The following is a 12,553-nucleotide window of genomic DNA, read 5'->3' on the forward strand; positions in this document are numbered from 1 at the left end:
TGGCCATTCGGCGGCGAACAGCCGCGCCATCTCCGCCGCGAAGGGCGCCGCCTCGAAGCGCTTGCGGTCGATCACCGGTTCGCTGGCGACGCGGCGGTACGAGTTGATGAAGCGGCGAAGGCCCTCGGCGCGGCGCTCGAGCGTCGACACGGCGAGACGCGCATCGGCGAGGCGCGGATCGTCCAGCCCGGCGAGCAGGGTGGAGGCGGTCGCGGCGAGCGAGGTCACCGGGGTCAGCGAGTTGAGGATCTCGTGCGTGAGCACGCGGACCAGGTCGGTCTGCGCGGCCATCTCGACCGCATTGAGCGTCTCCTGCACCGGCTGGACGATCACGACGCGCGCGCGCCCGCCGAGCCGGGTGAGCGCCGCCGAACGCACGATGGCCCGTTTGGCGCGCCCGCCGATGGTGAGGATCAGCACATCCTCCTTGAGCGGCCCTTCGAGATCGAGCCGGCCGGCGAAGGTCGCGCCGTAGATCAGGAAATCCTCGCCGCGGACGCCCTGATGCTCGGCGAACAGCCGCCGCGCCGCCTTGTTGGCGAGGTTGATCCGCCCGTCGCCGGTAACGGTGAGCAGGGGCACGGGCGTATCGTTGACCAGCGCCTCGAGGAAGCCGAGCTCGTCGCTTGCGGCGCGCCGCTCCTCGCGCAGCTTGCGGATCGCGCCGTCGAACGCCTGGCCCATCTGCTCGAACCCCGATCCGGGCCCGCGATCGAAATGCACCGAGGTATCGCCGTGATGGAGCGCCTCGACGAAGCGCGACACTTCGACATTGGTGCGCTGGACATGGTTCCATAGCAGCCAGCAGGTCAGCGCGACGACCATGCCGGCGAGCACGCGCGTCGCCCCGAAACCTGGCGTCGCGGCCACCCAGGCAAAGCCGATCAGCGCGATCTGGACCAGCAGCAGCCGCCACAGCAGGCCGACGGTGAAATTAGAGCCCATCAATTCAAACTCACTCCCCTCCCTGCTTGCAGGGAGGGGCTGGGGGTGGGTGCGCGCGTCTGCGCGCTCAAGAGACCCTACTGCCGTCGCGGCAGAAGCACCGGCCGGGGCATCGAGCCCCGTCCGGCGCTGACCCACCCCTGGCCCCTCCCTTGCAGGGAGGGGAACGACTGATCCTAGAGCCCATGCTTCTCCATGCGCCGATAGAGCGCGGCACGCGAGAGCCCGAGTTCGTTCGCGGCGAGCGAGATATTATAGCCGTGCTTCTTGAGCGCGGTCTCGACCAGCTTCTTCTCGACCCGGTCGATGTTGAGATCGTCGCGCTCGGCCGCGACCACCGCGTCCTGCGCCACGCGCGGGCCTGCGGCATCGAGCGAGAAATCGTCGGCCTCGAGCGTGTCGCCGCGTCCGAGGATCACCGCGCGCTCGATCGCGTGACGCAGCGCGCGGACGTTGCCGGGCCAGTCGTGCGCAAGCAAAGCCGCGTTGGCGCTTCCCGATAGGCGCGGCACGTCGCGATTGTAGCGCTTCGCATAGAGTTCGAGGAAATGCTGCGCGAGTTCGGGGATGTCCTCGCGGCGTTCGCGCAGCGGCGGCAGGACGATCTCGACCGTGTTGAGGCGGAAGAGCAGATCGGGGCGGAACACGCTCTCGTCGGTGAGCCGCGCATGCGAAAGGTTGGTCGCGGCGATCACGCGGATATCGACCGGCACCGACTTGTTGGCGCCCACCGGCGTGACCTTGCGCTGCTCGAGCACCGTCAGCAGCTTGGGCTGGAGCCGGAGCGGCAGGTTACCCACCTCGTCGAGAAACAGCGTGCCGCCGTCGGCCGCCTGGACGCGCCCGATCCGGTCGCCCTTGGCATCGGTGAAGGCGCCCTTCACATGGCCGAACAGTTCGGAATCGATCAGGTCCTCGGCCACCGCGCCGAGATCGACGGTGAGCATCGCGCGCTCGGCGCGGAGCGAATGGCGGTGGAGCGCGCGCGCGACCAGCTCCTTGCCGGTGCCGTTCTCGCCGAGGATCAGCACGTTGGCGTCGGTCGGCCCGGCGCGCTCGATCAGCGAATGGACGCGCGCCATGGCGGGTGAGCGGCCGAGCAGGGGCGAGCCGTCGCCCGGCGCCGCGCTCGCCACCGCCACCTTGGCGCGTTCGGTCGCGACCGCCCCGCGCGACCGGCGGAGCGTCGCGGCGGTCCGCACCGTCGCGAGCAGCCGCTCGTTCGACCAGGGCTTGGCGACGAAATCGGTCGCGCCATGCTTCATCGCCTCGACCGCGATCTGGACCCCGGCATGCGCGGTGATCATCACCACCACCATGTCCGGGTCGACGGCGAGCAGCCGGTCGAGCCAGGCCAGCCCCTCGCGCGCATCGGTCGCGCCGCGCGCGAAATTGGCATCGAGCAGCATCACATCGGGCACGCGGGCGGAGATCGCCGCCATCGCCTCCTCGGGGCTGCGCACCGTCGTCACCTCGGCGAAGAGCGTGCGCAGCAGCAGCCGGGCGGCGAGCAGGATGTCATCGTCATCGTCGACGACGACGCAATAATCGAATTCCTGCCCGTTCCCCATCGTCCGCTCCCGTACAGCGACTGTGCGGAATCGGACAATCAAATTGCGTGCCAGAGCGGCCAGAAGCCCCTGCACCCTGCAAAATCGCACTTGGCACGGCTCCTGCTTTTATCCCCGCAACGAACGCAGGGGGACTGCGGGAGGAAGGGATGATGGACGCAAACAAGCTGAGACTATGGGCGCGGACGGTGGTGATGCTCGCCGCTATTCTGCTCGCCGTGTCGCTCTACCGGGCCCAGCCGGCGGGGATGGACCTCGCGGTCAATGAGCGCGGGCTGTCGTTCCAGTTCCGGGTCGCCCTGCTCAACATTGCGTTCGATATCGGACAGCATTGTCCGGAATCGAACAGTTGCGGGAGGCTCGTCTGAGCATCGTCAAAATGCTTCGCCGCGAAGGCGGCCCCGAATCCGGCGCGGTGAGCGGCAGCGGCATGGACCGCGTCGTCGAGCGGCGCGGCATTCCGATGAAGGTCAAGATCGCCGGCGGCGCCGCGGCGCTGCTGCTACTGCTCCTCGCCTTCTGGTGGTTCGCGCCGCGCAGCGGCAGCCAGACGATCGAGGCGAGCCGGCTGACCCTCTCCGAGGTCCGCAAGGGCAATTTCGACGATTTCATTCCGCTGCGCGCCCGCGTCACCCCGCTGCTGACCGTCTATATCGACGCGGTCGAGGGCGGCCGGGTCGAGAAGATGCTGGTCGAGGACGGCGCGAGCGTGGTGCAGGGCCAGCCGATCGCGGTGCTCTCCAACGCCGATCTCCAGCTCTCGACGCTCGCGCGCCAGACTGAGGTCGAGCAGCAGATCAACAATATGCGCAGCCAGGAGCTCGCGCTGTCGCAGACCCGCCTCTCGAACGAGCGCGCGATCCTCGACGCCGAACTCGCGCTGCAAAAGGCGCAGCGGCAATATGACCGCGAAAAGCCGCTCGCCGAGCGCGGCTTTGTGAGCGCGAAGCAATTCGCCGACACGACTGACGAGCTGGCATTCCAGCGCCGGCGCCTCGCCGCGCTGCGCCGCAGCCAGTCGAACGACGAGCGGCTCCAGGGCAGCCAGCTGTCGCAGCAGCAACAGGCGGCCAGCTCGATGCAGTCGGGCCTTGCGCTCGCCCGCGCCAATCTCGATGCGCTGAGCCTCAAGGCGCCGGTCTCGGGCACGCTGTCGGGCTTCAACATCCAGATCGGCCAGTCTCTGCAGCGCGGCGAGCGGATCGGGCAGATCGACAGCCCCGGCCGCAACAAGCTGATCGCGGGCGTCGACGAATTCTATCTCGGCCGCGTCGCGATCGGGCAGAAGGCCGAGGTCGAGGCCGGCGGCAAGCGCTACGAGGTCAAGGTCACCAAGATCTACCCGCAGGTGCAGAACGGCCAGTTCCAGATCGACCTGCAGTTCGTCGGGGCCGAACCCGCCGACCTCCAGCGCGGCCAGACGCTCCAGACCAAGCTGATCCTCGGCGATCCAACCCCCGCCCGCCTAATTCCCAATGGCGCCTTCTACAACGAAACCGGCGGCGCCTGGGTGTTCGTCATCGCTCCCGACGGGCGCTCGGCGGTCAAGCGCCAGGTCCGCCTGGGACGCCGCAACAGCGATTTCATCGAGGTGCTCGACGGGCTCGATCCCGGCGAGCGCGTGATCACCAGCCCCTATACCGGTTTCGCCGACAAGGACCGGCTCGACCTCACCCGCGCCAATTGAAAGGAATGAAGATGCTCAAGATGCGCAACCTGTCGCGGGTCTACCGCACCGATACGGTCGAGACGACCGCGATCGATTCGATCGACCTCGATATCGATCAGGGCGAGTTCGTCGCGATCATGGGGCCTTCGGGGTGCGGCAAGTCGACGTTGCTCAACCTGATCGGGATGCTCGATTCGCCCAGCAGCGGGTCGTACATCTTCAATGGCGCCGAGGTGGCGGGGCTCTCCGAGGCCAGGCTGTCCGACGTGCGCAAGTCGAACATCGGCTTCATCTTCCAGAGCTTCAACCTGGTCGACGAGCTTTCGGTCCGCGAGAATATCGAGCTGGCGTTGCTCTATCATGACGTCTCCGCGGGCGAGCGGCGCCGCCGCACCGATGCGGTGATGGACCGGGTCGGCATCGCGCACCGCGCCAAGCATCGCCCGAGCCAGCTTTCGGGCGGACAGCAGCAGCGCGTCGCGGTCGCCCGCGCGCTGGTCGCCGAGCCCAAGCTGATCCTGGCGGACGAACCGACCGGCAACCTCGACACCCAGCATGGTGAGGAAGTGATGAAGATGATCCAGCAATTGAACGCCGAAGGGTCGACGATCGTGATGGTCACCCACTCGCCGGCCCATGCCGATTACGCGACCCGCGTCGTCAACATGCTCGACGGCCGCATCCTGCAAGAGCGCCGCCGCGCAGCCTGAACCGGGACCCAAGGAGAAGAGCCATGTGGCGCAACTATATGATCGTGGGCGTGCGGGCGCTGATGAAGAACCGCACCTATGCGCTGATCAACATTCTCGGCCTCGCGATCGGCATGGCCGCGTGCCTGATGATCCTGCTCTTCGTCCGCTACGAGTTCAGCTATGACAAATGGCTGCCCAATGCCGCGAACACCTATCAGCTCCAGAGCTGGTACCGGCCGCGGATCAATACCGGCGGCGACACCAAGCTCCAGATGACGCCCTATCCCAGCGGCGCGGCGCTCCAGAAGGATTTCCCGCAGGTCGAACGCTGGGTCTATGCCATGAACACCTCGCCGGTGTTCAAGGATGGCGGCCAGGTCTCGACGATGGAGGAATTCCTCTACACCGACGATGATCTGCTCGCCGTGCTCCAGCTCCCGCTGCTGCGCGGTTCGGCGAACGCGCTCAGCCAGCCGGGGACGGCGGTGATGACCCAGTCTGAGGCGATCCGCCGCTTCGGCACCGACAATGTCGTCGGCCGCACGATGAGCGTGATCAGCCGCGGCAAGACGCGCGATTTCCGGATCAACGCCGTGCTGCGCGATCTGCCCAAGAATTCGCACCTCAAGATCAACACGATCGCCCGCATCGACATCCAGGCCTATTTCGCGGATCAGCCGCAGGGCCTGGCCTGCTGGGGCTGCCAGAATGGCTGGATCTGGGTGAAGCTGAAGCCCGGTACCGACGCCAAGGCGATCGAGGCGCAATTCCCGGCCTGGGAGAAGCGCAACATCCCCGACGAGGTGAGCGGCGATTCGCGCTACAATCAGGGCGAGGATCAGGACTGGAAACTGGTCAACGTCTCCGACATCCACCTGGGTGCCGCGCAGGGCGGGGCGATGACCCCCGGCAATGACCGCGGCACGATCCTCACCTTCGCCGTCATCGCGCTGCTGATCCTCGGCATGGCGATCATCAACTTCACCAATCTCGCCACCGCCCGTGCCAGCCAGCGCGCCCGCGAAGTCGCGTTGCGCAAGGTCCTGGGGGCGACGCGCAAGCAGCTGATCTTCCAGTTCATCGCCGAATCGGTGCTGATCTCGGTGATCGCGATGCTGATCGCGCTGACCTTCGTCGAACTGCTGATGCCCAGCCTCGCGGCCTTTCTCGAGGCGGACATTCCGGTGCACTATTTCGGGAGCGACGGCATCCTGTTGCCCGTGATCGGGTTGATGCTGGCGGTCGGCGTGCTCAGCGGCATCTATCCCGCCTTCTTCCTTTCCCGGTTCCAGCCCGCCTCGGTGCTCAAGGCCAACAAGTCGGCCACCGAGGCGGCGGGGACTGGCCGGCTGCGAAACGTCCTCGTGGTCGGCCAGTTCGCGGTTTCGATCGGGCTGATCGTGTGCACGGCGGTGGTCTATACCCAGACCGTCTACGCCCGCACGGTCGATCCCGGCTACAAGCGCGATCATATCCTGCAGGTCGATGAACTCAGCCGCTACGTCGTGCTGGGCAAGGGCGAGACGCTGGTGGCCCAGGCCTCGCGTATTCCGGGCGTCAAGGCGGTCGGCCGCACCGATATCGGCATCGCCACGCCCAACAACAATAACACCGGGATAATGGTGCCCGGCGCCACCGAGGCGGTGCCGATCGGAAACTATGGCGTGGACCCGGGTCTGAAAGACGCGATGGGGATCGAGATGATCGCCGGCCGCTGGTTCGATCAACGCCCCGCCGATGACATGACCTTGCCCTTCCCGCCCACCCCCGAGGCCCAGCGGGCGCTGCAGGCGCGCGGGGCGAACATCGTGATCAACGAACTCGCGACCCAAAAGCTCGGCTTCAAGAATCCCGCCGATGCGGTGGGCAAGACGGTTCGCGCCTCGATGCTCGACAACGAGATCGGTCAGTTGCCGGTGACGATCATCGGCGTGATGAAGGATGCGCGCTTCCGCTCGATCCGCGCGCCGCTCGATCCGCTGTTCTTCTACAGCGAGCGCGACGGCCAGAGCTATATGATGGTTCGCTTCGAAGGCGATCCGGCGGTGCTGCGCGCACGGATGGAGGCGATGTGGAAGACCGTCGTCACCGACGTGCCCTTCAACGCCAAGTTCAGCGACGACATCATGGTCGAACTCTACAAGGCGGAGGATGCCCGCGCGAAGAGCTTCGCCGGCTTCGCGGTGCTCGCGGTGATCGTCGCCTGTCTCGGCCTGTTCGGGCTCGCCGCCTTCACCGCCGAGCGGCGGACCAAGGAGATCGGCATCCGCAAGGTTCTGGGCGCGCGGACGCGGGACATTGTCCGGTTGCTCGTCTGGCAATTCTCCAAGCCGGTGATGATCGCCAACATCATTGCCTGGCCGGTCGCCTGGTGGGCGATGCAGGAATGGCTCAACCGGTTCGATGCGCGAATTCCGCTGGGGCCGGTGCCTTTCCTGCTCGCGGGCGGGCTGGCGCTGGCGATCGCGGTCGTGACGATCGGGGCGCACGCCTTCCGGGTCGCGCGCTCCAACCCGGTGGTGGCGCTGCGCTACGAGTAAGCCTGCTTCTTTTGCTCGGCTCACGCCGAGGTCGCGGCACCAGCCCGCTCCCCCTCCCGGCCGCCCTTACTCTAGTAGCCTATGGGTGGCCGGGAGGGGGAGCGGGCTGGTGCCGCCCCACTGCAAGCAGCGCTTGCTCCGGGCGGTGCATCCGGCGTACCGGGCGTGCCATGGAGCTGGACGAGATCGTGGCGCGGCATATCGGGCGGGAAGGGCCGTTGCTGCCGATCCTGCATGATGTGCAGGCGGCCGCGGGCTTCGTCTCCGAAGAGGCGATCCGGGACATCGCGCAGGCGCTGAACCTGAGCCGTGCCGAGGTTTCGGGGGTGGTGAGCTTCTATCACGATTTCCGCCGCACCCCCGATCCGCGCCCGGCGATCCGGCTGTGCCGTGCCGAGGCGTGCCAGGCCCGCGGGAGCGAGGCGCTGGCCGCGCATGCCGAGCGCGTGGCGGGCGAGCGGGTGCGGGTCGGGACGGTCTATTGTCTCGGGCTGTGCACGGTCGGGCCGAACGCGATGGTGGGCGACGAGCTGCATGCTCGGCTCGACGAAGGCGCGGTGTCTGCGCTGATCGGCGCGATGTGATGACATTGGTTCGGATCCCGGACGATGCGCTGGCGGTGGCCTGTGGCGCCGACCGGGTAGCGCGGCGGTTCGAGGAACTGGGCGCGACGGTCGAGCGTGTGTCGAGCTGGGGGATGCACTGGCTCGAGCCGCTGGTGGAGATCGACGGGATAGGCTTCGGGCCGGTCGGTGTTGCCGATGTCGAGGGGGTCCTGGCGGGCGGTTCGGACCTGTCGGTCGGGCGGATCGAGGACCATCCCTTCATCGCCTCGCAGACCCGGTTGACCTTCGCACGCGCGGGGAAGACCCGGCCGCTGAGCCTCCAGGACTATGCCGCGACGGGCGGCTGGAAGGGGCTCGAGCGAGCCCGCGCCATGACTGCCGAGGCGATTACCGCCGAAGTCACCGCCTCGGGCCTGCGCGGGCGGGGCGGGGCCGGCTTTCCGGCGGGGATCAAATGGGAGACGGTCCGCACCGCCAACGGCGTGCGCAAGTACATCGTCTGCAACGCCGATGAAGGCGACAGCGGCACCTTCGCCGACCGGATGCTGATGGAGGGCGATCCCTTCGTGCTGATCGAGGGGATGGCGATCGCGGGTCTTGCGGTCGGGGCAGCGAAGGGGTTCGTCTATATCCGCTCCGAATATCCGCATGCGGTGCGCAAGATGGAGGCAGCGGTTCGCCTCGCGGCGCCTTTGGTCGCGCCGTTCGAGATCGAGGTGCGGGTCGGTGCGGGCGCCTATGTCTGCGGCGAGGAGACGTCGCTGCTCAACAGCCTGGAGGGCAAGCGCGGAGAGGTTCGCGCCAAGCCGCCTCTGCCCGCGCATGAGGGGCTGTTCGGCTGTCCGACGGTCATCAACAATGTGCTGACCCTGGCAGCCATCCCCTACATTCTTGCCGAGGGCGCGCAGGCCTATGCCGATTACGGGATGGGGCGGTCGCGCGGGACGATGCCGGTGCAGCTGGCGGGCAATATCCGGTTCGGCGGGCTGTACGAGACGGCGTTCGGCGCGACGCTGGGCGAATTGATCGGGATCGGCGGAGGGAGTGCTTCGGGCAGGCCGGTGAAAGCGGTGCAGGTCGGCGGGCCGCTCGGCGCCTATTTCCCGCCTTCGCTGTTCGATACGCCCTTCGACTATGAAGCCTTCACCGCGCGCGACGGGCTGATCGGGCATGGCGGCGTGGTCGTGTTCGACGACAGCGTCGATATGGCCGCGCAGGCGCGCTTCGCGTTCGAATTCTGCGCGGCGGAGAGCTGCGGCAAGTGCACCCCGTGCCGGATCGGCGCGGTACGGGGGCGCGAGACGATCGAGCGGGTGATCGCGGGCGATCCCGACGGGCTCGCGCTGGTGGCGGATCTTTGCGAAACGATGAAGTTCGGCTCGCTCTGCGCGCTGGGCGCGTTCACCCCCTATCCGGTGATGAGCGCGATCACGCACTTCCCGGCCGATTTCGTGGTAGAAGAGCGGGTATGACGTATCAGCCGCAGTCCGATCTCGGCACGCCCGCCGGCACCGGCGAGCCGGTCACGCTGACCATCGACGGGCGCGCGGTGACGGTGCCCGCGGGCACCAGCGTGATGCGCGCGGCGGCGGAGATCGGGACGGCGATTCCCAAGCTCTGCGCGACCGACAACATGAAGGCGTTCGGATCGTGCCGGCTGTGCCTGGTCGAGGTCGAGGGGCGGCGGGGGACGCCAGCGTCCTGCACGACGCCGGCCGAAGCGGGCATGGTGGTGCACACGCAGACGCCGCAGCTCCAGAAGCTGCGCAAAGGGGTGATGGAGCTCTATATCTCCGATCACCCGCTCGATTGTCTCACCTGCGCGGCCAATGGCGATTGCGAGCTGCAGGACCAGGCGGGTGCGGTCGGCTTGCGCGACGTGCGCTACGCGGCGGGCGACAACCATCTCGGCCAGGCGAAAGACCTGTCGAACCCCTATTTCGATTTCGACCCCTCGAAATGCATCGTCTGCTCGCGCTGCGTGCGGGCGTGCGACGAGGTGCAGGGGACCTTTGCGCTCACCATCGACGGGATGGGGTTCGGCTCCAAGGTTTCGGCGGGGACCGCGGCGGACGACTTCCTGTCCTCCGAGTGCGTCTCGTGCGGGGCCTGCGTTCAGGCCTGCCCGACCGCGACCCTGCAGGAGCGCGCGGTTGTCGAGATCGGGACGCCCGAGCGATCGGTGGTCACCACCTGCGCCTATTGCGGGGTGGGCTGCACCTTCCGCGCGGAGATGCGCGGGGAGCAGCTCGTCCGGATGGTGCCGTGGAAGGACGGCAAGGCCAATCGCGGGCATAGCTGCGTCAAGGGGCGCTTCGCCTGGGGTTATGCCAATCATCAGGAGCGTATCCTGAACCCGATGATCCGGGCGAGTATCGACCAGCCGTGGCGCGAGGTTTCGTGGGACGAGGCGTTCGCGCATGCTGCTTCGGAGATCCGGAGGATCCAGGCGAAATATGGCAAGGACTCGGTTGGCGGGATCACCTCGAGCCGGTGCACCAACGAGGAGACCTTCCTCGTCCAGAAGCTGGTGCGGGCGGGGTTCCAGAACAACAATGTCGATACCTGTGCGCGGGTCTGCCATTCGCCGACCGGATATGGGCTGAAGACGACCTTCGGCACCTCGGCGGGGACGCAGGATTTCGACAGCGTCGAGCAGTGCGACGTGATGCTGGTGATCGGCGCCAATCCGACCGACGGCCACCCGGTCTTCGCCAGCCGGATGAAGCGGCGATTGCGGCAGGGGGCCAAGCTGATCGTCGTCGATCCGCGCCGGATCGACATGGTGCGCACCCCGCATATCGAGGCCGAGCATCATCTGCCGCTGCGCCCCGGCACCAATGTCGCCGTGCTGACCGCGATGGCGCATGTCATCGTGACCGAAGGGCTGGCGGACGAGGCGTTCGTCCGGGAGCGCTGCGACTGGGACGAGTATCGCCATTGGGCCGATTTCGTCGCCAATCCGAGAAACGCGCCCGAGGCGCTTCAGCCCGTCACCACCGTCGATCCGGCGGAGCTGCGCGCCGCGGCGCGGCTCTACGCGACCGGGGGGAATGCCGCGATCTATTATGGGCTGGGCGTGACCGAGCATTCGCAGGGCTCGTCCACCGTGATGGCGATCGCCAACCTCGCCATGGCGACCGGGAATATCGGGCGGCCCGGGGTGGGGGTGAACCCGCTTCGGGGGCAGAACAATGTCCAGGGCGCGTGTGACATGGGGAGCTTCCCGCACGAGCTTTCGGGGTACCGGCACATCTCCGACGCGGCGACGCGCAAGCTGTTCGAGGCGGACTGGGGCGTGGCGCTCGATCCCGAGCCGGGCTTGCGCATCCCCAACATGCTCGACGCGGCGTGCGACGGGAGCTTCAAGGCGCTCTATGTGCAGGGCGAGGATATCCTCCAGTCGGACCCCAATACGCGCCATGTCTCGGCGGGGCTGGCGGCGATGGAGTGTGTGATCGTCCACGATCTCTTCCTCAACGAGACCGCTAATTACGCGCATATCTTCCTCCCCGGATCGACCTTCCTCGAGAAGAACGGGACCTTCACCAATGCCGAGCGGCGTATCCAGCCGGTGCGCAAGGTGATGACGCCGATCAACGGGCTTGAGGATTGGGAGGTCACCCAGGGGCTTGCGAACGCGCTGGGGCTGGGGTGGAACTACCGGCATCCGAGCGAGATCATGGACGAGATCGCGCGGCTGACGCCGACCTTTGCGGGGGTGAGTTTCGACCGGCTCGACGAGCTGGGATCGATCCAGTGGCCTTCGACCGCGGCGGCGCCCGAGGGTACGCCGGTGATGCACATCGACGGCTTTGTGCGGGGCAAGGGCAAGTTCGTCGTCACCGACTATATCCCGACCGACGAGAGGACCGGGCCGCGCTTCCCGCTGCTGCTCACCACCGGGCGCATCCTCAGCCAGTATAATGTCGGCGCCCAGACGCGGCGGACGGCGAATGTGGTGTGGCACGAGGAGGATCTGCTGGAGATCCACCCCGTGGATGCCGAGGACCGGGGCCTCAAGACCGGCGACTGGGTGCGGCTCGCCAGCCGTTCGGGGGAGACGACCCTGCGCGCGACCGTCACCGACCGCGTGGCGCCGGGGGTGGTCTATACGACCTTCCACCATCCGGCGACACAGGCCAATGTGGTGACCACCGACTATTCGGACTGGGCGACCAATTGCCCCGAATACAAGGTGACCGCGGTGCAGGTCGCGGCCTCGAACGGGCCGAGCGACTGGCAGGAAGATTATGAAGCGCTGAGCGAGCGCTCGCGGCGGATTGAGGCCGCCGAGTGAGCGGCACGCACGACCATCTCGTCTACATGGCCAACCAGATCGCGGCGAACCTGGCGATGGAGGCCGATGCCGTGAAGGCGACGGCGGATCATATCGAGGCGTTCTGGGACCCGCGGATGGTGGCGGCGGTGCTGTCCGATGGGGCCGGCCTGTCGCCGGTCGCGGCGGCGGCGTTCGAGGTGCTACGCGGCGCGGAAGTTTAATAAAGTTCAGGCCAATGCGCGTTCGCGCCGGCCCGCTCTCGCTCCCCGAAAGTTACGAAAGTTAGGG

The 12,553-nt window shown here is 67.3% G+C and carries 10 protein-coding genes; 8 read left to right on the forward strand and 2 right to left on the reverse strand.

Annotation, left to right across the window (positions count from 1 at the left end; genetic code table 11):
* A partial coding sequence (locus OF829_RS19550; RefSeq protein ID WP_264941883.1) for a sensor histidine kinase occupies window positions 1-948 on the reverse strand: 948 nt, incomplete at its 3' end.
* Between the two features lie 173 nt (window positions 949-1,121).
* On the reverse strand, window positions 1,122-2,516 hold the full coding sequence (locus tag OF829_RS19555; RefSeq protein ID WP_264941884.1) for a sigma-54-dependent transcriptional regulator: 1,395 nt from the start codon (window positions 2,514-2,516) through the stop codon (window positions 1,122-1,124).
* Window positions 2,517-2,665: 149 nt separating this feature from the next.
* Between OF829_RS19555 and OF829_RS19560 the strand changes: the two genes are divergently transcribed.
* The 8 genes from OF829_RS19560 to OF829_RS19595 all read left to right on the forward strand — a co-directional run bounded on the left by OF829_RS19560 (window position 2,666) and on the right by OF829_RS19595 (window position 12,486).
* On the forward strand, window positions 2,666-2,884 hold the full coding sequence (locus OF829_RS19560) for a hypothetical protein (protein ID WP_264941885.1): 219 nt from the start codon (window positions 2,666-2,668) through the stop codon (window positions 2,882-2,884).
* An 11-nt stretch (window positions 2,885-2,895) separates the two neighbouring features.
* A complete protein-coding gene (locus tag OF829_RS19565) occupies window positions 2,896-4,203 on the forward strand; it encodes an efflux RND transporter periplasmic adaptor subunit (protein WP_264941886.1) in 1,308 nt (435 codons plus the stop codon).
* Between the two features lie 11 nt (window positions 4,204-4,214).
* Window positions 4,215-4,895, forward strand: a complete 681-nt coding sequence (locus tag OF829_RS19570; RefSeq protein ID WP_264941887.1) for an ABC transporter ATP-binding protein — start codon at window positions 4,215-4,217, stop codon at window positions 4,893-4,895.
* A gap of 23 nt (window positions 4,896-4,918) precedes the next feature.
* On the forward strand, window positions 4,919-7,417 hold the full coding sequence (locus OF829_RS19575) for an ABC transporter permease (protein ID WP_264941888.1): 2,499 nt from the start codon (window positions 4,919-4,921) through the stop codon (window positions 7,415-7,417).
* Window positions 7,418-7,587: 170 nt separating this feature from the next.
* Entirely contained in the window at window positions 7,588-8,001 is a 414-nt protein-coding gene (locus OF829_RS19580; RefSeq protein ID WP_264941889.1) for an NAD(P)H-dependent oxidoreductase subunit E, read from the forward strand.
* Window positions 8,001-9,455 (forward strand): NADH-ubiquinone oxidoreductase-F iron-sulfur binding region domain-containing protein, encoded by a 1,455-nt coding sequence (locus OF829_RS19585; RefSeq protein ID WP_264941890.1) that lies wholly within the window; start codon window positions 8,001-8,003, stop codon window positions 9,453-9,455. The genes OF829_RS19580 and OF829_RS19585 overlap by 1 nt, the downstream gene beginning before the upstream one ends.
* Entirely contained in the window at window positions 9,452-12,283 is a 2,832-nt protein-coding gene (gene fdhF / locus OF829_RS19590; RefSeq protein WP_264941891.1) for a formate dehydrogenase subunit alpha, read from the forward strand. Before OF829_RS19585 ends, fdhF begins: the two co-directional genes overlap by 4 nt.
* Window positions 12,280-12,486: a formate dehydrogenase subunit delta gene (locus tag OF829_RS19595; RefSeq protein ID WP_264941892.1), complete on the forward strand. Its 207-nt coding sequence runs from the start codon at window positions 12,280-12,282 to the stop codon at window positions 12,484-12,486. The genes fdhF and OF829_RS19595 overlap by 4 nt, the downstream gene beginning before the upstream one ends.
* Window positions 12,487-12,553 lie beyond the last annotated feature (67 nt).

Origin of the sequence: Sphingomonas caeni (genome assembly GCF_026013415.1) — a bacterium.
GTDB classification, from domain to species: domain Bacteria; phylum Pseudomonadota; class Alphaproteobacteria; order Sphingomonadales; family Sphingomonadaceae; genus Sphingomonas; species Sphingomonas caeni.

Bases quoted from the DNA above. Each gene is read 5' to 3' on its own strand.
- OF829_RS19555 (WP_264941884.1), bottom strand. From the start codon at position 2,516: ATGGGGAACGGGCAGGAATTCGATTATTGCGTCGTCGTCGACGATGAC.
- OF829_RS19560 (WP_264941885.1), top strand. From the start codon at position 2,666: ATGATGGACGCAAACAAGCTGAGACTATGGGCGCGGACGGTGGTGATG.
- OF829_RS19565 (WP_264941886.1), top strand. From the start codon at position 2,896: ATGCTTCGCCGCGAAGGCGGCCCCGAATCCGGCGCGGTGAGCGGCAGC.
- OF829_RS19570 (WP_264941887.1), top strand. From the start codon at position 4,215: ATGCTCAAGATGCGCAACCTGTCGCGGGTCTACCGCACCGATACGGTC.
- OF829_RS19575 (WP_264941888.1), top strand. From the start codon at position 4,919: ATGTGGCGCAACTATATGATCGTGGGCGTGCGGGCGCTGATGAAGAAC.
- OF829_RS19580 (WP_264941889.1), top strand. From the start codon at position 7,588: ATGGAGCTGGACGAGATCGTGGCGCGGCATATCGGGCGGGAAGGGCCG.
- OF829_RS19585 (WP_264941890.1), top strand. From the start codon at position 8,001: ATGACATTGGTTCGGATCCCGGACGATGCGCTGGCGGTGGCCTGTGGC.
- fdhF (WP_264941891.1), top strand. From the start codon at position 9,452: ATGACGTATCAGCCGCAGTCCGATCTCGGCACGCCCGCCGGCACCGGC.